At 74.4% G+C, this 21477-nt stretch carries 21 protein-coding genes; 7 read left to right on the forward strand and 14 right to left on the reverse strand.

The genetic code is table 11. From position 1 onward, the window contains the following. The first annotated feature begins 6 nt into the window (after window positions 1–6). Window positions 7–606: a hypothetical protein gene (locus ACIQFX_RS26330; protein ID WP_402467997.1), complete on the forward strand. Its 600-nt coding sequence runs from the start codon at window positions 7–9 to the stop codon at window positions 604–606. Between the two features lie 164 nt (window positions 607–770). Here the strand turns inward: ACIQFX_RS26330 and ACIQFX_RS26335 are convergent, their stop codons facing one another. Both ACIQFX_RS26335 and ACIQFX_RS26340 read right to left on the reverse strand, forming a co-directional pair. Next, window positions 771–1451, reverse strand: coding sequence for an ABC transporter ATP-binding protein (locus ACIQFX_RS26335; protein WP_402468000.1), 681 nt, complete (start codon window positions 1449–1451; stop codon window positions 771–773). Continuing rightward, window positions 1448–2527, reverse strand: coding sequence for an ABC transporter permease (locus ACIQFX_RS26340; RefSeq protein WP_402468003.1), 1080 nt, complete (start codon window positions 2525–2527; stop codon window positions 1448–1450). Before ACIQFX_RS26340 ends, ACIQFX_RS26335 begins: the two co-directional genes overlap by 4 nt. Window positions 2528–2638: 111 nt before the next feature. Between ACIQFX_RS26340 and ACIQFX_RS26345 the strand changes: the two genes are divergently transcribed. Further along, the gene (locus tag ACIQFX_RS26345; RefSeq protein WP_402468005.1) at window positions 2639–3844 is read left to right on the forward strand and encodes a sensor histidine kinase; all 1206 of its coding nucleotides are present in this window, start codon (window positions 2639–2641) and stop codon (window positions 3842–3844) included. Continuing rightward, window positions 3841–4467, forward strand: coding sequence for a response regulator (locus ACIQFX_RS26350; RefSeq protein ID WP_402468009.1), 627 nt, complete (start codon window positions 3841–3843; stop codon window positions 4465–4467). Before ACIQFX_RS26345 ends, ACIQFX_RS26350 begins: the two co-directional genes overlap by 4 nt. Before the next feature lie 142 nt (window positions 4468–4609). On the opposite strand, the gene ACIQFX_RS26355 is transcribed toward ACIQFX_RS26350, so the two are convergent. The 7 genes from ACIQFX_RS26355 to ACIQFX_RS26385 form a co-directional block, all read right to left on the reverse strand. Continuing rightward, window positions 4610–4813: a hypothetical protein gene (locus tag ACIQFX_RS26355; RefSeq protein ID WP_402468012.1), complete on the reverse strand. Its 204-nt coding sequence runs from the start codon at window positions 4811–4813 to the stop codon at window positions 4610–4612. 118 nt (window positions 4814–4931) lie between these two features. Then, complete coding sequence (locus ACIQFX_RS26360) at window positions 4932–5375, reverse strand: amphi-Trp domain-containing protein (RefSeq protein WP_402468014.1); 444 nt, start codon at window positions 5373–5375, stop codon at window positions 4932–4934. A 2-nt stretch (window positions 5376–5377) separates the two neighbouring features. Next, entirely contained in the window at window positions 5378–5809 is a 432-nt protein-coding gene (locus ACIQFX_RS26365) for a hypothetical protein (RefSeq protein WP_402468016.1), read from the reverse strand. Between the two features lie 27 nt (window positions 5810–5836). After that, on the reverse strand, window positions 5837–6304 hold the full coding sequence (locus ACIQFX_RS26370; protein ID WP_402468019.1) for an SHOCT domain-containing protein: 468 nt from the start codon (window positions 6302–6304) through the stop codon (window positions 5837–5839). Between the two features lie 46 nt (window positions 6305–6350). Beyond that, window positions 6351–6548 (reverse strand): hypothetical protein, encoded by a 198-nt coding sequence (locus tag ACIQFX_RS26375; protein ID WP_367819547.1) that lies wholly within the window; start codon window positions 6546–6548, stop codon window positions 6351–6353. Window positions 6549–6682: 134 nt separating this feature from the next. After that, window positions 6683–9385 (reverse strand): LuxR C-terminal-related transcriptional regulator, encoded by a 2703-nt coding sequence (locus ACIQFX_RS26380; protein ID WP_402468022.1) that lies wholly within the window; start codon window positions 9383–9385, stop codon window positions 6683–6685. A 150-nt stretch (window positions 9386–9535) separates the two neighbouring features. After that, window positions 9536–9856 carry a DUF5955 family protein gene (locus ACIQFX_RS26385; RefSeq protein WP_402468024.1) on the reverse strand — a complete coding sequence of 107 codons (321 nt, stop codon included), beginning with the start codon at window positions 9854–9856 and terminating at the stop codon, window positions 9536–9538. Window positions 9857–10052: 196 nt separating this feature from the next. Between ACIQFX_RS26385 and ACIQFX_RS26390 the strand changes: the two genes are divergently transcribed. The 3 genes from ACIQFX_RS26390 (at window position 10053) to ACIQFX_RS26400 (ending at window position 13872) form a co-directional block, all read left to right on the forward strand. Next, on the forward strand, window positions 10053–10667 hold the full coding sequence (locus ACIQFX_RS26390) for an NTP transferase domain-containing protein (RefSeq protein ID WP_402468026.1): 615 nt from the start codon (window positions 10053–10055) through the stop codon (window positions 10665–10667). 226 nt (window positions 10668–10893) lie between these two features. Then, window positions 10894–12516: a malate synthase A gene (gene aceB, locus ACIQFX_RS26395; protein WP_402468028.1), complete on the forward strand. Its 1623-nt coding sequence runs from the start codon at window positions 10894–10896 to the stop codon at window positions 12514–12516. 210 nt (window positions 12517–12726) lie between these two features. Then, on the forward strand, window positions 12727–13872 hold the full coding sequence (locus tag ACIQFX_RS26400; protein WP_402468030.1) for a GDSL-type esterase/lipase family protein: 1146 nt from the start codon (window positions 12727–12729) through the stop codon (window positions 13870–13872). Window positions 13873–13891: 19 nt separating this feature from the next. On the opposite strand, the gene ACIQFX_RS26405 is transcribed toward ACIQFX_RS26400, so the two are convergent. From ACIQFX_RS26405 to ACIQFX_RS26415, 3 genes are all read right to left on the reverse strand, one after another. Further along, window positions 13892–15700, reverse strand: coding sequence for a hypothetical protein (locus ACIQFX_RS26405; RefSeq protein ID WP_402468034.1), 1809 nt, complete (start codon window positions 15698–15700; stop codon window positions 13892–13894). 193 nt (window positions 15701–15893) lie between these two features. Next, the gene (locus ACIQFX_RS26410; protein ID WP_402468037.1) at window positions 15894–16982 is read right to left on the reverse strand and encodes a hypothetical protein; all 1089 of its coding nucleotides are present in this window, start codon (window positions 16980–16982) and stop codon (window positions 15894–15896) included. 260 nt (window positions 16983–17242) lie between these two features. After that, window positions 17243–18214 carry a fibronectin type III domain-containing protein gene (locus ACIQFX_RS26415; RefSeq protein ID WP_402468040.1) on the reverse strand — a complete coding sequence of 324 codons (972 nt, stop codon included), beginning with the start codon at window positions 18212–18214 and terminating at the stop codon, window positions 17243–17245. Between the two features lie 131 nt (window positions 18215–18345). Here ACIQFX_RS26415 and ACIQFX_RS26420 point away from each other — a divergent pair, with 131 nt between their 5' ends. Next, complete coding sequence (locus ACIQFX_RS26420) at window positions 18346–19047, forward strand: hypothetical protein (protein ID WP_402468043.1); 702 nt, start codon at window positions 18346–18348, stop codon at window positions 19045–19047. 43 nt (window positions 19048–19090) lie between these two features. Here ACIQFX_RS26420 and ACIQFX_RS26425 read toward each other — a convergent pair whose 3' ends face one another. Beyond that, the gene (locus ACIQFX_RS26425; RefSeq protein ID WP_402468045.1) at window positions 19091–19777 is read right to left on the reverse strand and encodes an aspartate/glutamate racemase family protein; all 687 of its coding nucleotides are present in this window, start codon (window positions 19775–19777) and stop codon (window positions 19091–19093) included. 188 nt (window positions 19778–19965) lie between these two features. Beyond that, window positions 19966–21414, reverse strand: coding sequence for a nucleobase:cation symporter-2 family protein (locus tag ACIQFX_RS26430; protein WP_402468048.1), 1449 nt, complete (start codon window positions 21412–21414; stop codon window positions 19966–19968). Window positions 21415–21477: the final 63 nt, after the last annotated feature.

Genomic DNA, 21477 nt, shown 5'->3' on the forward strand with positions numbered 1-21477 from the left:
ACCGCCGTGGGCTCCGACATCGACGGGGTGATCGAGGTACGCGGGCCCGGAGGCCGCTGGGAGTTCTCCCTCGACCTGCCGGAGCCCGCGCTCCGGCGCGACCGGCACGCCCGGGAATGCCTCTTCGGCTACGGCGGGGCCCTCCAGCTGGACCGGCCCCTGTTCGACCACCGCGGCGTCCCGGACGGCGTCTCCGAACCGGTCCCGAGCACCTGCGAGGAGCTCCACCACAGCCACTCCCACGCCACCTGGGCCGAGATCGCGGCGGTCGACTGGGACGCGCCGCTCTGCGACGGCCCCGACTGGAACCACATCGGCGAATGGAGGCCGGGCCCGGACGGCGAGCTCGCCCTGCACGCCACCCCCTGGACCCCGGTCGAGGTCCTCGACGCCGCCGAGGAGCTGTTCGGCGAGGACCTCATGCCCCCGGAATGGCCTCCCGGCGGCGAGGTCCACCACGACGGGGCCGTCTGGCGCCCCGTGACCTTCACCCCCCGCATGTTCGTCCCGCCGGACGGCGACTGGGGCACGGTGTGGACGGCCATGCGGGAACGGGCGGCCGTCCACGGCGACGAGAACGTCCGCCTGGTCGTCTGGTTCGGCTGACCGCGGGGACGGGCGGCGGGCACGGCCCGCGCCCCGGTCACCGGGGCCCACGCTCCGTCCTGCCGCCGCCGGTCACCGGGGCCCGCCCGGCCGCCCCGCCCGGACGCCCCGGCCGGACGCCCCGGCCGGACGCCCGTCGGGCCGGGGCGGTCCCGCGGTTCAGGTCAGGCCCGGACCGGCTCCGTGAGCCTGCCGTCCTGGACCGTCACGGTGCGGTCCGTGCGGGCCAGGTGGGCGCGGTCGTGGGTGACCAGGACCGTCGCCGTCCCCCGCTCGGCCGTGAGGGTGGCGAGCAGGTCCATGACCGCCGCCCCCCGCTCGTGGTCGAGGGCGCTGGTCGGCTCGTCGACGAGGAGGACGGACGGCTCGTTCATCAGGGCCCGCGCGATGTTGACGCGCTGCCGCTGACCGCCGGACAGCTGGTGCGGCCGCCGGTGGGCCCGGTCCGCGAGGCCCACCGCGTCGAGGAGGTCGAGGGCCCGGCCCCGTACCTCCTTGGGCGGACGTCCGGAGAGGTGGGCCATGACCTGGAGCTGCTCGGCCGCGCTGAGCGAGGGCAGCAGGTTGGGCTGCTGGAAGACGATCCCGATGTGCTCGCGCCGCAGCTCCGCCCTGGCGGCCGGGGTGAGCGACCCGGTGTCCTTCCCGGCGACGACGACCCGCCCCTCGTCCGGGGTGACCAGGGTGGCGGCCACCGCGAGGAGGCTGGACTTGCCGGAACCGGACGGCCCGACGACGGCGGTGAGCGTGCCGGCGGGCACGTCGAGGGAGACGGCGTCGAGGGCGGTGAGCCGGCCGTCGCCGTCGGGGTAGGTGAGGGTGACGGCGTCGAGGACGAGACTCATCGGGCGCTCCCGAGGGCGGTGAGGGGGTCGACGGCGGTGATCCGCCGGATGGACAGGGCCGCGCCGAGCACGCCGAGGACGACGATCACGGCGGCCGGCCCGAGGACCGTGAGCGGCTCCAGGACGAAGGGCACGTTCCCGCCGCTGACCAGCGCACCGATGCCGACCGCGAGCCCGGTGCCGAGCAGGGTCCCGGCGGTGAGCATGAGGACGGCCTGCCCGAGGGCGTCCTTCAGGAGGTACGGGGTGGAGGCCCCGAGCGCCTTGAGGACGGCGACGTCACCGCTGCGCTGGATGGTCCAGACGGTGAAGAAGGCCCCTATGACGAGCGCGGAGATGGCGAAGAGGAAGCCGCGCATGAGCTGGAGCGAGCCGTTCTCGGCCTGGTAGGACCCTATGGCGGTGAGGGCGCCGTCGAGCGTCCTCGCCTCGGTCCCCGCGGCCGCGTCGCCGGCCGCCCAGTCCGCGCCGTCGCCGCCGCTCAGCGCGATGACGGTGGCCTGCTCCTGCGAGGTGGTACCGCTGCGGCCGAGCTCCTGCCAGTCGTCGAGCGAGGTCCACACCACCGGGGTGTGGCTGTACGACGCGTCGCCGGAGACCGCCGTGACGGTGACCTCCAGGGAGCCGAGCCGGACGGCGTCGCCCGCCGCGACGCCCAGCTCCTCCGCGGCCGACTCCGAGAGGACCGCCTTCCCCGCGCCGACGGACCCGGGCGCGATCCCCGCGTCCGGCTCCGTACCGAAGGCGGACACGGCGGCGGTACGGTCCCCGGCGGCCGCGTTGAGGGTGCGGATGCCGATCGGGTCGGCCCCGGTCACCCCGGGCCGCCCGGCCCACCGCTGCCACTGCTCCTCCGTCACCGTCGAGTTGGTGAAGGAGGCCGACTGCCCGGACGGCGGCGCCGCGAAGGCCAGCCGGTCGGCGGGCAGACCGGTGATCGCGGAGATGTTCTCCCGCGCGAGTCCGGCGGTCAGCCCGGACAGCAACCCCACGAGCAGGGTGATCAGCACGATCACGGTCCCCATGAGGGCGAACCGCCCCTTGGCGAATCTCAGGTCTCTCCATGCCACGAACATGCTGACCAGAGTGGTCGGCGGAGCCCCCGCGGGCATCGCGCCACGGATGGCTCCACAGTCAAACTTTCGGTTGAGTCCGGATTGTCTCCCGCTGTCTACCCTGGAGGGATCATGGATCCCCGCTCCTCCCTCCATCCCGCCCGGCGTCCCCTCACCCCCGCCCTGCGCGCGCTGCGCCTGTGCCTGCACCTCCTGATGGCGGGCCTCCTCGTCCTGGCTGCCGTACGGGCGCACTCGGCGTCCGGGACGGCGATGGCGGTCGTCACGGGCGCCGTCTACGCGGTCGGCTCCTCCCTGCCCTCCGTACAGGACTCGCAGCGGGCCGCCGCCGTGTGGCTGGCGGCCCTGGGCGCGTCCTGGCTGGTGCTGCTCCTCCTCACCCCGGAAGCGCTCTGGCTGGCCTTCCCGCTCTACTTCCTCCAGCTGCACCTGCTGCCCGCGCGCTGGTCGCTGCCGGCCGTGGGGCTGACGGCGGTCGCGGCGATCCTCTCGTACGTGGGACACGGCGCCGCGCTCAACCCGGGCGTCTTCATCGGGCCGCTGCTCGGCGCGGCGGTCGCGGTGGCGACGGTCCTCGGCTACCAGGCCCTGTACCGGGAGAGCGAGCACCGGCGCAGGCTCATCGAGGAGCTGATCGAGACGCGGGCGGAGCTGGCGGCGGCGGAGCGGCACGCGGGCACGCTCGCCGAGCGGGAGCGCCTGGCGCGGGAGATCCACGACACGCTCGCGCAGGGCCTGTCGTCGATCCAGCTGCTGCTGCGGGCGGCCGAGCGGGTCCTGCCGCCGGACTCCCCCGCCGCCGGGCACATCGGCCGGGCGCGCGAGGCGGCGCAGGACAACCTGGCGGAGGCGCGTCGCTTCGTCCGGGCGCTCTCGCCGCCGGACCTGGAGCACGGCTCCCTCGCCGCGGCCCTGGAGCGCCTGTGCGAGCCGGTCACCGGGGTGGCTCCGGGGGCCGCCGGGCCACGGGTCCGCTTCTCGATGAGCGGGACGCCGGCCGAGCTGCCCACCCCGTACGAGGTGGCGCTGCTGCGGATCGCGCAGTCGGCGCTCGCGAACACGGTGCGGCACGCCTCGGCCTCGCGGGCGGAGATCACCCTGTCGTTCATGGACGCGTCGGTGACCCTGGACGTGGTCGACGACGGCCGCGGCTTCGACCCCTCCTCCGTACGCCCGTCGTCCGACGGCGGCTTCGGGCTCCCCGCGATGCGCTCGCGTGCGGAGTCGCTGGGCGGCACGTTCACCGTCGAATCGTCACCCGGCCAGGGCACGGCGGTCGCCGTCTCCCTCCCCCTCCCCGCTGGAGCGTCCGCATGACCATCCGACTCCTGCTCGCCGACGACCACCCGGTGGTACGGGCGGGCCTGCGCGCGGTCCTCGACACCGAGCCGGACTTCGCCGTGGTCGCGGAGGCGGCCACGGCCGAACGCGCCGTGGAACTCGCCGCCGCCGGAGGGGTGGACGTGGTCCTGATGGACCTGCAGTTCGGCGCGGGCATGCACGGCTCGGAGGCGACGGCGGCGATCACGGCGGCGCCGGACGGGCCGAAGGTGCTGGTCCTGACCACGTACGACACGGACGCGGACATCCTCGCGGCCGTGGAGGCGGGCGCCTCCGGCTACCTCCTGAAGGACGCGCCGCCGGAGGAGCTCGCGGCGGCGGTCCGGACCGCGGCGGCCGGGCAGTCGGCCCTCGCGCCCGCCGTGGCCCACCGGTTGATGGACCGCATGCGGACCCCGGCGGAGGCGCTCACCAAGCGCGAGCTCGAGGTCCTCCAACTGGTGGGCGAAGGCCTGTCCAACCAGCAGATCAGCAAGGCCCTGTTCCTGAGCCAGGCGACCGTGAAGTCGCACCTGGTGCACATCTTCGCGAAGCTGGGCGTCGACTCGCGCACCGCCGCCGTGGCGACGGCGACGGCTCGCAGGCTCATCAGGCGGTAGGCGGTGGGCGGTGGGCCGGCCGCGGTGTCCGACAGGTGGCCGGCCGCGGTGTCCGACAGGTGGCCGGCCCCGGTGGCCGATCGGTGCGCCGGCCCCGGTGGCCGACCGGTGCGCCGGCCGCGGCGGCCGACCGGTGCGCCGCTCAGCGCGCGGCCGACGGGCTGCCGCGGTCGCCCATCAGGTCCTGGAACGACCGCATGCACGGCAGGCAGTGCCGGTCGGTGCGCGTCCCGTCCGCGCCCCGGTCGACGGGCTGGCCGCACAGGCTGCTGACGGCCTCCTTCGCGATCACGTGCCAGACCAGCAATCCGCTGGAGCAGTCGGGGGCGATGTGCATCTCGTACATGGCAGGTTCCGTTCTCCGGGTGTCCGGGTTCCCACCCAACTCCCGCCCGGCGGCTGCGGCACGGCGGCCAGGTCAAGCGGGTGAAAGAGAAGCACACCGTCCCCCGAGCGGCCCCCGCTCACGTGCGCTTCGCGGCGGGGCGCCCCGACTTGGCGGGTGACGCGGTCTTCGGCTTCGCCTTGGGCTCGGTCTTGGGCTCGACCTTGGCCGTGACCTTGGGCTTCGGCTTGGGCTCGGCCTTGGGCTCGGCCTTCGACCTGGTCTCGGGCTTGGCCTCGGGCTTCTCGGCCTTGGGCTCTGCCTTCGACTTCGCCTTGGCCTCGCTCTTCGTGTCACCGCCCGTCGGCCACTTCAGTTCGATCTCCAGCTCGATCTCGCCGTCGCCGACCTCGAACTCCACCTCGCTGCGGAATTCCTCGGGGACCCGGAGGCTCAGCACACCGGGGCCCAGCGGGAGCTCGGCCTCCTCGCCCTCCCTGAACGCGCCGGCGAGGGCTTCCAGGAGCTCCGCGGCCTCGACCCGGGACAGGGAGCGCTTCTGTTCGAACTTCAGGTCCTTCACGGTTACCTCCCGGCGGCGGCGAGCTCGTCGTCACCGCGGTCGACGCACAGCGCCCAGATGATGAACCCGGACATCGCGATCATGACCACGGACCACACCGGGTAGTACGGCAGGGACAGGAAGTTGGCGATGATGACGAGTGCGGCGATGCCGATGCCGCTGTACCGCGCCCAGGCGGCCGCCCCGAAGAGTCCGAAGCTGACGAGCAGGGCGATCACGCCCAGCCCGAGGTGGATCCAGCCCCAGCTGGTGAGGTCGAACTTGAAGACGTAGTTGGGCGTGGTGACGAACACCTCGTCCTCGGCGATGGCCATGATCCCGCGGAAGATGCCGAGCAGTCCCGCGAGGGAGAGCATGACGGCGGCGAAGACCCGAAGGCCCCCGGCCCACGCTTGCTTCGCCGACGACGTGTGGGTGGTGTGCGTGGCGGTCATGTCGGTTTCCTCTTTCGTCGGCCCGTCTCACTGACGGGGGGTGCCGGCGCCCGTGTCGGAGGGCGTGGACGGGCGGTCGTCGTTCAGGACGAGGTTCTTCGCCCGTCGGAACTCCTCCTCGCTGATGTCGCCCCGGCTGCGGAGTTCGGCGAGCCGGCCGAGTTCGTCGGCCTTGCTGGGGGCGCTGCCGCCGGTGGCGGTGTCGCGGACGTAGGCGTCGAAGGCCGCCTGCTTCTGCTGGGCGCGCGTGATCTCCCGCTGGCCCATGCTCTTGCCGCGGGCGATGAGGTAGACGAACACGCCGAGGAACGGCAGCAGGATGACGAACGCGAGCCAGCCCGCCTTGCCCCAGCCGCCCAGGGTGTCGTCGCGGAAGATGTCGCCGATGATCCGGAAGAGCAGGATCAGCCACAGGATCCACAGGAAGAACCACAGCATGGTCCAGAAGGCGCCCAACAGCGGGTAGTCGTAGGCGAGATAGGTGTGCGTTTCCATGTTTTCCGCTCCGTTCCGGGCCGTTCTCCGCGCAGGTCCGCCCTGGTCACTCCGGCAGTCGCCGCAGTTCCGCCAGGTGCAGTCCGAGCGACTGGAAGCGGGCCAGCAGGCCGTAGAGGTGGCCCTCGTCGACGAGGGGGCCGTACAGCACCGTCTGGCCGGAGATCACCACGTGCTCCAGCTCAGGGAAAGCTCCGATCAGCGTCTCCGACATGTGCCCGTCGACGCGGATCTCGTACTTCATGAGGTGCCCTCCCGAGGGTGGCTGCCACGGGGCCGGTCGTGCCCGTACCGCCATGGTCCGCCGCCGGATCCCGATGCGCCTCACCCGGTGCGGGTGACTTCTCGGGCCCCTGGGGTCACCCTCGGGGCCCGCTGTCACAGCAGCCCCAGCTCGCGGGCGCGTCGCACGGCGTCGTTGCGCCGGTGCACCGACAGCTTCCGGTAGGCGCTCTTGAGGTGGGTCTTCACCGTGTTCACGGACACGTACAGGTCGGCGGCGATGTCCTCCGTCGACATCGTCCGCGCGAGCCGTTCCAGGACTTCGCGCTCGCGCGGGCTGAGCTGCTCCACCAGCGGTCCGGGGGCGGTTCCGCCCCGGGTCCGCTCGGCGTACGCCGGTACGGGGTCGGGGCGGGGCCGCTCGCCGGACGCCGACACGGGGTCGGGTACGAGCCATCCGGCGGCGAGGGACCGCAGCGGGGGCTCCGCCAGGAAGGGGACGATCCAGGGCCCGGCGTCCCGAAAGGGTCGCCTCAGCTCCTCGCCCCGGCCCTCCTGGAGCGCCTGGGCGAGCAGTCCGCGGGCGGTGGCGGCGTCTCCCTCCAGCTCCGCCGCCCGGGCCCGTACGAGCAGGGTCGGTACGGCCACGCCCGGACCGGTCATGGGGTGGTCCGCGGGGCCGTCGAGCAGCCGGAGGGCCGCGCCGGGGTCGCCCGCGGCGAGGAGGGCCCGCGCCGCGCCGACGGTGCACAGCGGCTGGTCCCCGGCCACCCGCCGCAGGACTTCGCCGGCCGCGTCCGGGTCGCCCTCGGCCAGGTGGGCGGCGGAGGCGACCAGGGCGGCGCGGCCCTGGGCCCAGGGCGAGTGGTCGGCGGCGGGGACGTCCTGGGCCGCGACGGCCAGGGCGGCCCGCGTACGGCCCCGGGCCAGGAGCACGCCGGCGGTCACGAAGCGCCGGGCCGCGGCCGACACCGGGTCCGGCGGCTGCTCGTGCGCCGTCTCGGCGAGGAGGGCCTCGGCACGGTCCACCTCGTCCCGGTCGAGGGCGACCGCCGCCAGGACCAGACGGCCGAGGCCGGAACCCGACGGCTGGGGGGCGCCGTACCGCTCGGCCTCGGCCGTCATCTCGTGGACCCTGCGTTCCGCCGCGCTCGGCCAGCCGTGGAGGTGGTCGACGAGCGCCAGGTGCTCCAAGGCCCCCATCCGCGGGAGCACCGTGGCCGCGCTGCGGGGTCCGCGGGTCACGGTGGTGAGGGCGGCGCGGGCCTCGTCGAACCGTCCGGCCCAGAGTCGGGACGAGCCCACGTGGGTGAGCAGCAGGGCGCCCAGTTCCGGATGCCCGTCGAGCAGTCGGGCGGGCAGTTGCGGCATCAGGCGCCGGGCCGACCGGGCGGCCCGTTCGGTGCGGTGCGCGGAGCCGGACAGCCGTCCCGCCAGGGCCTCCAGGAGGGCGAGGCTCAGCTGGGCCGCGCGGGAGCCGCCGTCGTCGGCCGCCAGCCGTTCCTCCGCGCGGCGCAGGTGGACGAGGCCCTGGCCGAGGTCGGAGCGGGACAGTGCGCGCGCGGCGCGGACGAGGTGCGCGGCCGGGTCGTGCGTCTCCGCCTCCAGGCCCGCGAACCATTCCGGGGGCACCTCGGTGCCCAGGCCGGTGAAGAGCTGTCCGATCGCCAGGTCCTCGACCAGGGCCCGGGCGACGTACGTCCAGTCCTGCGCGGCGGCGCCGTGGGCGAGCATCTCCGGGAGGGCGCCGGAGCGCCGGAGCCAGTGGGCGGCGCGGCGGTGCAGCCGCGGTTCGAGGCCGGGAGCGCGTCGGCGCAGGTGGGCGCGGAGGATCTCCCGGAACAGCGGGTGGAGCCGGTACCAGCCGTGTCCGAAGTCCTCGACGAAGGCGTTGGCGCGGTGCAGTTCCGCGAGGATGTCCGCCGCGTCGGTGCGCTCCGTCAGCGCGTCCGCCAGTTCGGGGCGGAAGCGGTCGAGGACGCTGATGCGCAGCAGCAGGTCCTGGGTCTCGGGCGTCTGCCGCTCCAGCACCTCGGCAAGCAGGAAGTCGGCGATCGCGCTCCGACCGGCCTCGAACTCCTTCAGGTAGCGCTCCGGGTCCGGGCTGGCCCGCGCGGCCAGGGCGCAGAGCCGGAGTCCGGCCGCCCATCCCCGGGTGCGTTCGACGAGCGGCCGGGCGCCGGGGACGTCCAGGGGCAGGCCGTGGAGTCCGAGGAGGGTGGCCGCCTCCTCGGGGGTGAAGGCCAGTTCGGCGTCCCTGATCTCGGTCATCTCGCCGGCGACGCGGTAGCGGTGGAGCGGGAGGAGCGGCTCGGTGCGGGTGACGAGGACGAGGCGCAGGCCCGGTCTCGCGTGTTGCAGCACGAAGTCCAGCTGGCGGGCGACCTCCGGGTCGGTCATCTGGTCGTACTCGTCGATCACCACGGTGAGGGGGCTGTCGCGAGCGGCGAGTTCCGAGGCGAGCCGGCTCAGCAGAGTGTGGGGCACCCGGGTCGCGTCGGCGGGGAAGCCGATCGCGGCGGGTATCGGCACGCCGGCGGCGTTCAGGGACTGGAGCAGGTGGGCCCAGAACGTGCCGGGGCCCTCGACCGCCGCGTCGAGGGTGAGCCAGGCGACCGGCCGGTCGAGGCGCTCGGCCCAGTCGGCGACCAGGAGGGTCTTGCCGGCGCCGGCGCAGCCGTTGACCAGGGTGAGCGGGGTCAGCAGGGCCTGGTCGAGGTGCTCGTCGAGCCGGGCGCGGCGCAGGAAGGTGACGGGCCTGCCCGGCAGGGTGAACCGCGTCCTCAGGAACGGGTCCCCCAGGGGGTCGACGCCGGGGAGCGAGGTATCCGGAGGGACCTCGTCTCGCGTCGCGGTCACGCCCACCACCACCTTCTGGTCGGGGCCCGCCTGCGTCGGGCCCCTTCCAGGATGGAAGTGTTCCCCCGTACTCGGCCACCGCACAGGGCTCTGCGAACCCCTCCGGGGTACCCGAAGGTCCCGGTCAGGCGCGGCGGCCGGCCGAGCCGGTCAGGCCTGGCCCGTCCCGGGCGGTCCGAAGAGCTCGATGGCGCGGCGGACGCCGGCGAGGCCCTCGGCGAGGGCGCTGACCGAGCCGACGGAGCCGGCGACGAGGAGCAGGGAGCGGCGGAGCCGCCGTACCTCGGGGGCGCCGCTGAGGGCCATGGCGTCCAGCGCGGCGAGTTCGTCCTCGGCGATGCCGCGGTCGGCGAACTCGGCGCGGTGGTTCGCCAGTTCGCGTCTGAGTCGGGACACGGCGGACCGCAGTTCGGCCACTCTGGGGTCCACGCCCTCGCCGGTCACTCGCCTCTGCCCCACGCTTCGCAACATGGTTCTCCCCCCGCACGACACTGTGCGCAGAACTCCGTACGACGAACACTCCGAACGCTCCGGACGGACCCGCCGGACGGCGGTCGGGCGTCGCGAGCCGCGGGCCAGTTAACTCCTTCGCCACCCCGGCGCGCCACCCTTGGTGGACGGAATTCAGGCGACCGTGTCATTCCGCCGCATGAGGTATGCAGTCCTCATGACAACCGCAGAAGATCGAACCCCGCTCGTCGCCGGCCTCCTCCTCGCCGCCGGGGGCGGCAGGCGGCTCGGGGGGCGTCCCAAGGCACTCCTGACCCACCGCGGGCGTCCCCTGGTCGAGCACGCGGTGGGGGTGCTGCGGGCGGCCGGCTGCTCCGTGGTGCACGTGGTGCTCGGGGCGTCGGCGGGCATCGTACGGGAGCGTGCGGAGCTGGGCGGGTGCGTGGTGGTGGAGAACCCGGAGTGGCGGGAGGGCATGGGCTCCTCCCTGCGGGCCGGCCTCGCGTCGCTGGCGGCGGACCCGCGGGGCGTGGACGCGGCCCTGGTCGTGCTGGTCGACCAGCCGGGCATCGGAGCCGAGGCGGTGGCCCGGGTGAGGGCGGCGTACGGGTCCCGGGACTCGCTGGTCGCGGCCTCGTACGACGGGCACCGGGGGCATCCGGTGCTCTTCGGCGCGGGGCACTGGGCGGGCATCGCCGAGAGCGCCGTGGGCGACCGGGGCGCGCGGGACTATCTGGCGGCGCACCGGGATGCGATCACGCCGGTGGACTGTTCGGATGTGGCCGAGCCCTACGACATCGACACGGAGGCGGACCTCTCGCACCTGGAGTGAACGGGTTGGCACCGTGCGCCGCGGTCTGTCGATCCGGAGAATCTCGACATCAACAAACCATTGAACTTCCACCATGAGGAAACTAGTATCCACTGTTCAGAAGCGCCTGCTAGTTCAGAGGGCGTTCGCGGCCGTATCTCGGCGCCCGTGGCACTCCGTGCCCTCCCGTGACGCCCGGCGGCCGCTTGGCACCGCCCGTGAAGTCCGCTGAAGGAAGTGACAGTTCATGTCCGCACCAGCGCCGTCCCCCCTGGTCGTCGTCGATGCCGAGCCCCTGCCGCGCCAGGAGGAGGTGCTCACGGAGGCCGCCCTGGCCTTCGTCGCCGAGCTGCACCGGCGGTTCACCCCGCGCCGGGACGAGCTCCTCGCCCGCCGGGCGGAGCGCCGCGCCGAGATCGCCCGCACCTCCACCCTGGACTTCCTGCCGGAGACCGCCGCGATCCGCGCCGACGACTCCTGGAAGGTCGCGCCGGCCCCGGCGGCCCTGAACGACCGCCGCGTCGAGATCACCGGCCCGACCGACCGCAAGATGACGATCAACGCGCTCAACTCCGGCGCGAAGGTCTGGCTCGCCGACTTCGAGGACGCCTCGGCGCCGACCTGGGAGAACGTGGTCCTCGGCCAGGTCAACCTGATCGACGCGTACGCCCGGAAGATCGACTTCACCGACCCGCGCTCGGGCAAGACGTACGCCCTCAAGCCCGCCGGCGAGCTCGCCACGGTCGTCATGCGGCCGCGCGGCTGGCACCTGGAGGAGCGTCACCTCACCTTCGAGGGAAGCCCGGTGCCCGGCGCGCTCGTCGACTTCGGCCTCTACTTCTTCCACAACGCCCAGCGCCTGATCGACCTCGGCAAGGGCCCCTACTTCTACCTGCCGAAGACCGAGTCGCACCTGGAGGCCCGCCTCTGGAACGACATCTTCGTCTTCGCCCAGGACTACGTCGGCATCCCGCAGGGCACCGTCCGCGCCACGGTCCTCATCGAGACCATCACGGCCGCGTACGAGATGGAGGAGATCCTCTACGAGCTCCGTGACCACGCCGCCGGCCTCAACGCGGGCCGCTGGGACTACCTCTTCTCCATCGTCAAGAACTTCCGTGACGGCGGCGCCAAGTTCGTCCTGCCGGACCGCAACGCCGTGACGATGACCGCCCCGTTCATGCGCGCCTACACCGAACTCCTCGTCCGCACCTGCCACAAGCGCGGCGCGCACGCCATCGGCGGCATGGCGGCCTTCATCCCGTCCCGCAAGGACGCCGAGGTCAACAAGGTCGCCTTCGAGAAGGTCAAGGCCGACAAGGACCGCGAGGCCGGCGACGGCTTCGACGGCTCCTGGGTCGCCCACCCCGACCTCGTCCCGATCGCCATGGCCTCCTTCGACGCCGTCCTCGGCGACAGGCCGAACCAGAAGGACCGCCTCCGCGAGGACGTCTCCGTCGCCCCCGGCGACCTCATCGCGATCGACTCCCTCGACGCCAGGCCCACCTACGACGGCCTCGTCAGCGCCGTCCAGGTCGGCATCCGCTACATCGAGGCCTGGCTCCGCGGCCTCGGCGCCGTCGCCATCTTCAACCTCATGGAGGACGCCGCCACCGCCGAGATCTCCCGCTCCCAGATCTGGCAGTGGATCAACGCCGGCGTCGTCTTCGAGAACGGCGAGACCGCCACCCCCGAGCTCGCCCGCAAGGTCGCCGCCGAGGAGCTCGCCGCCATCCGCGCCGAGATCGGCGAGGAGGCCTTCGCCGCCGGCAAGTGGCAGCAGGCCCACGACCTCCTCCTCCACGTCTCCCTCGACGCCGACTACGCCGACTTCCTCACCCTCCCCGCGTACGAGCAGCTGACCGGCTGACCCCGGCCCCACCCCGCACGGCCCCGCCCCCGGTGAACGCACAGCTCCGGGGGCGGGGCCGTGCCGTGGGGCCTGTGGGGCACCAGGGGACGTGACGGAACCGAGATATGCAGCTACCTAGCGGTAATAAGCCGGGACGTGTCAGATTCCGCCATGTCACCGGCGCCGGCGGCTGTCCCCCACATCACTGCGTACCGCAGGAGCACAGCCATGCCTTCGTCCCCCCACCGTGCGCTGCGCGCACTCCTGGCACTGTGTACCGCCGCCGGGCTCGCGTCCGTCGCCGCCCCGTCCGCCCAGGCCTCCAACGGCAGCGGCCCCACCGCCGTCGTCACCATGGGCGACAGCTACATCTCCGGCGAGGCCGGACGGTGGCTGGGCAACAGCCTCACCAACTCCGGCAGCCGCAACGGCACCGACCGGGCCTGGACCGGAAGTGGATACGACCCGTCCCGGGTGTACGGGTCCACCGCCGGCGGCTGTCACCGCTCGGACACCGCCGAGGTGAAGAGCGCCGGACCGATCGCGAGCTCCCTGATCAACCTCGCCTGCTCCGGGGCGACCACGAAGAACGTCATCCGCGCCTCCCAGGGCGGCCAGGCCTACAAGGGCGAGTCCCCGCAGGCGGACCAGCTCGCGGCGGTGGCCGCCGCGAACGACGTGGAGCTCATCGCGCTCTCCATCGGCGGCAACGACCTCGGCTTCGCCGACATCATCGCCACCTGCGCGAAGGACTACATCGTCTGGTACTCGTACTGCCACGACGACCAGCAGGCCGAGGTCGACGCGAAGATCGACGGCGTGATGGCGGACGTCGCCAAGTCCGTCGACGAGATCCGGGCGGTCATGACCGCCGCCGGATACGCCGCGTCCGACTACCGGATCGTCCTCCAGTCGTACCCCTCGCCCATCCCCCGCGCCGCCGACAACCGCTACGGCGAGAGCGGCTGGACGCGTACCAACACCGGCGGCTGCCCCTTCTGGAACGCCGACTCCGACTGGGCGCGGGACTCCCTGGTCCCCCAGCTCGCCAACCGGCTGAAGGGCGTCGCCGCGGCGAAGGGCGTGCAGTTCATGGACCTGCGGGACGCGCTCCAGGGGCGTGAGGTGTGCGCGAAGGCGAGCAAGCAGGTGACGTCCACGGTTCCCGCGTCCGCGACGACGAGCGAGTGGGCGCGCTGGATCGACAGCCAGAGCACCCAGGGGCTCGTCCAGGAGTCGATGCACCCCAACGCCTACGGCCAGCAGGCCCTCGGCCGCTGCCTGGCGCTCGTCCACGCCCGCCCCACCGGCAACCACAGCTGCCGGAACACGGCGGGGTCGGGAGCCTCGGGGATGTACCTCACGGCGGGCTGAGGCCCCGTCGGGACCGCGTTCAGTCCACGGTGATGCCGAGCGGGCCGAGGACCCGCTCGGCCTCGTGGCGGTCCGCCGCAGCCATCGCCCTGACCAGGGCGGCGGAACCGCCGGGCCAGGCCGCCGCCGCCGCGTCGAAGGCGGTACGGCGGGACTCCAGGGGCCCCTTCTTGCCGGGCAGCGAGTCGAGGACGTGCAGCGCCCGCGCGGACGTCCGCACCTGGATCGCGTCCGCCGGCTCGTCCCGGTCGCGCAGGGCCTGGAGGGCGTACGCGCCGACGACCGGGTCGCCGAGGGCTCCGCGCAGGGCGTCGGCCGGGGCGGTGGCGGTGTCCAGGACGGCGAAGAGGCCCCGTACGGCGGCCGCGTCGGAGGTCCCGGCGTGGACGGTGCCGAGCGCGGCGAGCAGGGCGGACCAGGCCTCGGCGGCGTCCCCGCGCGCGCGGAGCCAGTCGGCGAGCACGCGCGCGGCGACGCACTCGGGCCAGCCCTCGGCGGCGGCCACCACGACCGGCGCGCTCCACACGGCGGTCTGGGCGGCGTCGGGCGCGGTGATCCCGCGCACCCCGAGGAGGTAGCGCACGACGCCCGCACCGCGCGGGGTCAGTCCGAAGGCGTCGCCGGCGCGGAACACCAGGCCGGTGGCGGCCAGCCGGTCCACGGCCGCGGCCAGGTCCCGGGCGGGTCCTTCGAGCCGCGCCCGGTCGGCCTCGTTCAGGTCCGCCGTGCCGAGCAGCCGGACGAGCTCCGGCAGCGGCGGGGTCGCGTACGCCTCCGGTGCCCTGTCCGGCACCGGTACGGGCAGGTCCTCCAGGGCCGGGTCGACGGCCCAGTCCTCGTACTCGGCGGCCTTGCGCGCGACGGACTCCGCGGCGCAGCCGCGCTGGTAGACCACGTACAGCAGGTGCGGGGCCTCGCCCCCGTAGGGCTCGAACTCCTCCTCCGCGAGCTCCTCGACGGCGGCGATCAGGGCGTCCGCGTCCGCTTCCACGGCTCCCGGTCCCGGCCCGGTCTCGATCGCGGGCGGCGGGGGGACGGGGGCGGCGACGTCCCCGTAGTAGTCCAGGTGCTCGTCGAGGAGCGCGTCGGCGAGGACGAGGTGCGGGAAGGCGTCGGGGCCCGGCGCGAACCTGGCGTACGGCCCGGCGAGCTGCTCGGCCAGCCCGGCGGCGGTCCACCGGTCCTGGAGCGCGGCGGCGACCTGCCCGATGCCGGTCGCGACGGCGTGGTCCGTGAGCAGCGGCCCCGCGGCCGGCTGCCCCTCGGCGTCCCGCACGTAAGCCCGGGTGAGCGCCTCCGCGAGGAGGACGTCCGCCAGCGCCGTCCGCCCCATGAGGTCGGCCCGGTGCACGCCGTCGGGCAGCGGCGCGCCGTCCAGGGCTGCGAGCCTGCGCCGTACGTCCTCGGGGTCGGCGAGGTCGGTGCCGCAGTTGCGCAGCAGCGCGGCGTACCAGCGGTGCCAGGTCAGGTTCCCGGGGTCGTTCATGGCCCGTTCGAAGTCGGGCCCCGCCTCCGCGACGACCGCGGCGATCCGCTCCCCGCGGCCTCCGTCGAACCGTGCCGCGAGCGCCCCGAGGACGGCCGGGTAGGCCGCCAGCTCGCCGGGCGGCGCGTACACGAACGTCGGCAGGTCCTCCACGAGCAGCTGCCGCACGAGCCCGGGCGTCGGCTCCGGCACCCCCGTGCCGCGGTCGGCCCCTCGGAGGGCGAGCAGCCCCAGCACCGCCTCGGCGGCACGCGTGAACACGGGGTCCCGGCGCTCGGGTGTTCCGTCGAGGAGTTCGAGGAACCTGTCGAGCCCGGTGTTGGTGAGTACGGTCTCGGCCACGCTTCCCAGGGTAGTTCCGGGCCGGTCGTTCCGGGCGGCAAGGCGCACGGGGCAGGTGTGTCGGAGCTCGGGGCGTCCGGCTGCGCGGGGTGTCTGTCGGGGGACGGGGGCGCGGGTCGGGGGCTCGGGTCGGGGGCTCGGTCGGAGGCGGGGGCGCTGTCGGGGGCGGTGTGGGCTCCGGGGCCGCGGGGGCTCAGCCGTTTCGGCGGAGTTCGCGGGCCACGTGGGTCAGGTGCTGGAGGTGGCCGGCGCAGATCCAGGCGTCCGGGTGGGCGGTGCCGGGCGGGCCGCTGCCGTCCGCGCAGGCCTGGAGCCAGCGGTCGCCGCGGCTGTAGGCGGCGCCTCGGAACTCGGCGGTGTCGACGATGTCCCGGGCGTGCGCGCGGACGGTGAGGTGGTGGTCGGGACGGTCGGCGCGCACCTCGCCCACGAGGAAGGTACGGGTGGTGGTGTAGCGCAGGGCGCCTCGGAAGGCGTCGTCCCCGGTGTCCGAGACGCGGTCGGCGCTCGCCGGGTCGTGGGCTCCGTAGTCGCCGTACACGGGCCGCGGGCCGAGCCCGCCGGTGGTGTGGCGCAGCAGGTCTCGGAGGTCGCGGTCGGCGCGTCCGGTCTCGGTGAGGGCGGCGCCGTACCCCTCGGGGTGGGTACGGGGGAATGAGCCGGCGAGCAGGACGACGGAGCGCCAGGGGTGCAGGGGCCCGAGGAGCTCCAGGGCGTGGAGCGCCAGGCGGTGGGCGCCGTGGTCGGTGTCGTCGACCGGTCCCAGGTCGAGGAGGAGGTCCACGGGGCAGCGCGCGAACGCGATCCGGTGCAGGAGGCGGCCGACGCCCTCCGCCCACCGCCCGTCGGAGACGGCGCGGGCCGGGCGGACCCGGACGCCGAGACCGTCGCCTCCCGCGGCGGCCGCTTCGGCGCAGGCCACCTGCTGCCACGCGGCGCGCTCGGTGCCGGTCACCGGCCGCAGCGGGGGCGGGCCCGTGGCGAACGCGCGGGGCCCGCTCTCCACGTGGCGGGTGTCCACCCAGGCGGGGCGGTCGCGTTGCACCCGCGCGATCCCGGCCAGGGCGCGGTGCACATGGCTGCCGAGGGCGAGCGCGTCGGGATCGGGCGGGTGCGGCCGCCCGTGGCCCGGGGTCCGTGGGGGGCCGACGCGGGGCGGGACGGTCCACAGGGGGGTGACGGCCGCGCGGACGTCCGGCGCCAGGGCGCCGTACGCGGCGAGGGCGTTCCGCCGGGCGGGCAGTGCGGGTACGTAGATCGGCTCGGTCGTCGGCTCGGTCATCGGCGCCCCCCAGCAGCCTGTCGTGTCCCCTGTTCGCTTCCCCTGTCCGCAGGGTGCGGGGCGACGGCGGTCGGCGAAAGGGTGCGATTTCGGCCAAGGTTGGTGGAGTTGGGCGTCGTGGAGCGTGGAGTGGGGCCTCGGAGCGTGGAGTTGGACGTCCCGGAGCGTGGAACCGGGCGCCTCCGAGTGTGGAAGCGGGAGCCCCGGGGTGTGGAAGCGGGAGCCCCGGAGCGTGGTGTCGGGGCCTCGGTCCTTCGCCGTCAGCGGACCACGACCGTCCTCGGTGCCGAGAAGTCGCCCCAGGTGCCGTCCGGGAGTTGGGCGCGGAGGGTGACGGTGTAGCGGGTGCCCGGGGGGTCGGGGACCGGGAAGGCGTAGGTGGCGCGGCCGGGGGGTGGGGTGGTGCCCCAGACGATGGTGGTGGCGAAGCGGCCGTTGAGGTGGAGTTGGTGGTGGGTGACGGGGGCGCCGGTGTCGGGCGGGGTCCAGGTGAGGGTGATCTCGCTCTTGGCGGCGGTGGCGGTGAGGTCCTTGGGGGCGGTGTTCGGGGGCGCGCCGGGGGCGGAGGCGGTGGTGAGGTCGGCGGGGGCGCTGTCGGGGGAGGAGTTCTCGGCGGCGTCGCGGGCGCGGACGGTGAACGCGTAGGCGGTGCCGGGGCGCAGGCCGGTGAGGTGGGCCGTGGTGGCGGTGCCCGGGACGGTGTGGATGCGGGTGTCGGCCTGGTAGACGTCGTACGCCGTGACCCGGGTGTCGTCCCGGGCGGGGGTCCAGCGCAGGGTGGCGGCACGGCTGCCGTCGGGGGTGGCGCGGAGCGCCTCGGGCGCGCTGGGGGGCGTGCGGTCCTCGGCGGCGGCCGGGAGGGTGGTGGCGGTGACGGCGGCGCTGGCGGGTGAGACGTTGCCGGCGGCGTCGCGGGCGCGGACGGTGAAGGTGTGGACACTGGCGGGGGTGAGGCCGACGACGTCCGTCATGAGGGTGGTCGCGGGGAGGTCCTTGACCTTGCGGCCTTCGCGGTAGACCTCGTAGCCGGTGACGGCGCGGTCGTCGGTGGCCGCGCTCCACATGACGTGGACGGTACTGGCGCTGCCGGCGGTCGCGGTGACCCCGGCGGGGACGCCGGGGGCGCGGGTGTCCTTCGCCTCGGGTGCGGCAGCGGCGGAGCAGGCGGCGAGGGTGAGCGCCAGGGTGAGCCCGAGGGCGGTCAACAGGCTTGTGGCGAGCGGGCGTTGCACGGGCCGGCCTCCGTCCGTCGAAAAGGTCCAGACCTATATCGCACAGTCGGACCCACCTCGGCAAGGGGTCGTTGTCAGTGGGGTGCGCTTCACTGGAATCGTCACTCTGAGTAATCATTCCTGGGGGGATCATGACGGACCGTACGACCTATGTGACGTTCGCCGGGGTACGCCGACGCGGCTGGACCGACGCGATGGTGCGCGACCTGCTCGGCACGCCCGACGTACAGGGGCGCGACCCGCGCCGCTGGTCCCTCGCACCCGTCCGGCTCTACCTCCTGGCCCGGGTCGAGACCGTGGAGCGGACCCCCGAGTTCGCCGAGACCTCGGTCCTGTCGCCCGCCCGCTCCGCCGCCGCCGCGGTGCACGCCGAGCGGCGGCGGTCCGCCGTCCTCGCCGCGATCCGCGCGGAACCGATCGAGGTGCCCCGGCTGCCCGGCCCCGAACTGGAGCGACGGGCCGTCCGCCACCGGCACCTCCTGACGGGCCGCGGCACGGGCGGCGCGACAGGCCTCGTGACGGGCCGCGGCACGGGCGGCGCCACGAGCCGCGCGACGGGCCGAAGTCCCGTGGCACCGCCGCCGTCCGTCCCCCCGGCCGCGCCCCCGACCGAGTCCCCGGGCGGACCGCCCGTCGGCTCGCTGGTGCGGTGGCAGGTGAGCTATCTGCGGCACGCCCTGTCGCGGTACGAGGCGCTGCTCGACGGCCTGTACGGGGCGACCGGCCGCGGCGAGGCCGAGCGGCTGCTGCGCCGGCGGCTGTACGAGTCGATCGCCGCCGCCTATCCCCCGCTGGCCCCGGAGTGCCGTCGGCGGATCGCGGTGGAGGGGTGAGCGCCGTGGGCCGGTCGGCCTCCGCCCGCCGGTCCGTCGCCCGTCAGGTCCTCAGCAGGTGGGTGATGGCTCGGCAGGCCGCCGGGATCGGGGCGACGACCCGGACCTCGCAGCAGGCGTGGAGTGCGTCGGCGGCCTCGCCGAGCGGGCCGCCGCCGATGACGACGGCGCGGGCCCCGTCGCGTTCGGCACAGGCGCGGACGGCGCGTTCCAGCCGGTCGAGGAGGAGCGGCGGGTCGGCGGAGAGCCGCTCCGGGGCACCGGCGGTGAGCCGGAGGCCGGTGTACCGGTCGCCGAGGCCGAGCTCGATCACGCGCGCGTGGATGGCGTCGGCGAGGAGCGGGGTGGTGGTGGCGATGCCGAAGGGCGTTCCGTCCGCGGCGGCTTCCAGGAGCGCCGCCTCGCCGAGGCCGACCACCGGGACCCCGGTCGGAGCGGCCGCCACGCGCAGCCGTGCGAGGCCGGGGTCTCCGAAGGCGGCGACGAGCAGGGCGGCGCAGTCGCCCTCGGCCGCGGCGCGGAGGCCTGCGGCGAGGACCTCGGGGGCGGCGGCCGCCAGGGCCTCCGGGTCGGTGAGCATCCGCGGGCCCCGGGCGGCGGTCACGCCCCGGACCGGAAGGGTGGGGCCCAGGGTGCGCCGGGCGATCGCGGTCATCATCACGGTCGTGGCGGTGGAGCTGTTGGGGTTGACCAGCACCACGGTCCCGCGCGTCGCACGGTCACCGGGCACGCCCCCTGGCTCCGCACGGTTGGCGCGTGCCCCGGCCCCGCGCCCCGCGCGGTCGGAACGTACCCCGGCCCCGCGTACCGCGCGGTCGCCGAGCACGGCCCCCGGCCCCGTGCGGTCGGCACGCGCCGCGGCCCCGGGCCCCGCGGTGTGCGCGGGGGCCGGGGCGGGCGGTGGGGCGAGGTGCGGGTTCAGTGGGCGTGCGCCGCCTTCGCCGTGCGGCTGCCGGAGATCTCGTCGCCCGGCTCCATCGGGGCGGTGACGTCGTCGTCGTCCTGTCGCCGGCCGAGGTGGTTGAAGACCACGTTGAGCAGGACGGCCGCGACGCAGCCGGTGGAGATGCCGGAGTCCAGGATGATCTGGGCCGTCTCCGGGAAGGCGTGGTAGAAGTCCGGCTTGGTGATCGGGATGATGCCGACGGCCAGCGAGACGGCCACGATCAGCACGTTGTTGTCCTTCTCCAGGCCGGCCTTGACCAGGGTCTGGATGCCGCTGGCGGCGACCGAGCCGAAGAGGACGACGCCCGCGCCGCCGAGGACGGGCCGGGGCACGACCGAGATGAGAGAGGCGGCGACCGGGGAGAGGCCCATCAGGACCAGGAAGCCGCCGCCGCAGGCGACGACGAAGCGGCTGCGGATCCGGGTCATGGCGACCAGGCCGATGTTCTGGGCGAAGGCGCTGCACATGAAGCCGTTGAACAGCGGGCTGATCGCGGAGCCGAGGGTGTCGGCGCGCAGTCCGGCCGCGATGGTCTTCTCGTCGGCGGGCCGGTCGACGATCTCGCCGAGCGCCAGCATGTCGGCGGTCGACTCGGTCATGGAGACCAGCATGACCACGCACATGGAGATGATCGCGGCGAGCGCGAACTGCGGTGCGCCGAAGTGGAAGGGGGACGGGAAGCCGACGATGTCCGCCTCGGTGACCGGGGAGAAGTCGGTGACGCCGAAGGGTATGGCGATCAGGGTGCCGATGACGAGGCCGACGAGGACGGCGATCTGCTTGAGGAAGCCGCGGGTGAAGCGGCGCAGCAGCAGGACCACGACGAGCGTGATGCCGGCGAGCGAGAGGAAGGTCGTCGAACCGTAGTCCTCGGCCTTGGGGTTGGGCCCCTGGGCCCAGCCGAACGCGACCGGGAGGAGGGAGACGCCGATCAGGGTGATCACGGTACCGGTGACGACCGGCGGGAAGAACCGCACGAGCCGGGAGAACCACGGCGCGGCGAGGAAGCCGAGGAGTCCGGCGACGATGATCGCGCCGAAGATGACGGGGAGCGCGTCGGCCTTGTTCTCGGTCGTGTCGACGATCGCGAGCATCGGTGCGACGCCGGCGAAGGTGACGCCGTTGACGAACGGCAGCCTGGCGCCGATCTTCCAGACGCCGAGCGTCTGGAGGAAGGTGGCGAGGCCCGCGGTGAAGAGGCTCGCTCCGGTGAGGAAGGTGAGTTCGGTGCCGGAGAGGCCGACGGCCGCTCCGACGATCAGGGGCGGGGCGACGACGCCCGCGTACATGGCGGCGACGTGCTGAAGGCCGCTGGTGAGCATCTTGAGTGGGGGCAGCGTCTCGTCGACCGGATGCTTCTCGCGGTCTTCGGGGGCGGGGCCTGCGTCTGGTGCATTGCGAACCTGGGGCTTGGCGGCCACGGCGGTTCCTCCGGTCGGTTACACGTCGGCGGTGACGCGGGGTTCAGGGAGGTGGTGCGATGC

The organism is Streptomyces sp. NPDC093089 (assembly GCF_044754405.1).
In the GTDB taxonomy this organism is placed as follows: Bacteria; Actinomycetota; Actinomycetes; order Streptomycetales; family Streptomycetaceae; genus Streptomyces.

Excerpts from the sequence above, each read along its gene's own strand:
- ACIQFX_RS26335 (WP_402468000.1), bottom strand. The coding sequence starts at position 1,451 with ATGAGTCTCGTCCTCGACGCCGTCACCCTCACCTACCCCGACGGCGAC.
- ACIQFX_RS26340 (WP_402468003.1), bottom strand. The coding sequence starts at position 2,527 with ATGTTCGTGGCATGGAGAGACCTGAGATTCGCCAAGGGGCGGTTCGCC.
- ACIQFX_RS26345 (WP_402468005.1), top strand. The coding sequence starts at position 2,639 with ATGGATCCCCGCTCCTCCCTCCATCCCGCCCGGCGTCCCCTCACCCCC.
- ACIQFX_RS26350 (WP_402468009.1), top strand. The coding sequence starts at position 3,841 with ATGACCATCCGACTCCTGCTCGCCGACGACCACCCGGTGGTACGGGCG.
- ACIQFX_RS26355 (WP_402468012.1), bottom strand. The coding sequence starts at position 4,813 with ATGTACGAGATGCACATCGCCCCCGACTGCTCCAGCGGATTGCTGGTC.
- ACIQFX_RS26365 (WP_402468016.1), bottom strand. The coding sequence starts at position 5,809 with ATGACCGCCACGCACACCACCCACACGTCGTCGGCGAAGCAAGCGTGG.
- ACIQFX_RS26370 (WP_402468019.1), bottom strand. The coding sequence starts at position 6,304 with ATGGAAACGCACACCTATCTCGCCTACGACTACCCGCTGTTGGGCGCC.
- ACIQFX_RS26375 (WP_367819547.1), bottom strand. The coding sequence starts at position 6,548 with ATGAAGTACGAGATCCGCGTCGACGGGCACATGTCGGAGACGCTGATC.
- ACIQFX_RS26385 (WP_402468024.1), bottom strand. The coding sequence starts at position 9,856 with ATGTTGCGAAGCGTGGGGCAGAGGCGAGTGACCGGCGAGGGCGTGGAC.
- ACIQFX_RS26390 (WP_402468026.1), top strand. The coding sequence starts at position 10,053 with ATGACAACCGCAGAAGATCGAACCCCGCTCGTCGCCGGCCTCCTCCTC.
- aceB (WP_402468028.1), top strand. The coding sequence starts at position 10,894 with ATGTCCGCACCAGCGCCGTCCCCCCTGGTCGTCGTCGATGCCGAGCCC.
- ACIQFX_RS26400 (WP_402468030.1), top strand. The coding sequence starts at position 12,727 with ATGCCTTCGTCCCCCCACCGTGCGCTGCGCGCACTCCTGGCACTGTGT.
- ACIQFX_RS26410 (WP_402468037.1), bottom strand. The coding sequence starts at position 16,982 with ATGACCGAGCCGACGACCGAGCCGATCTACGTACCCGCACTGCCCGCC.
- ACIQFX_RS26420 (WP_402468043.1), top strand. The coding sequence starts at position 18,346 with ATGACGGACCGTACGACCTATGTGACGTTCGCCGGGGTACGCCGACGC.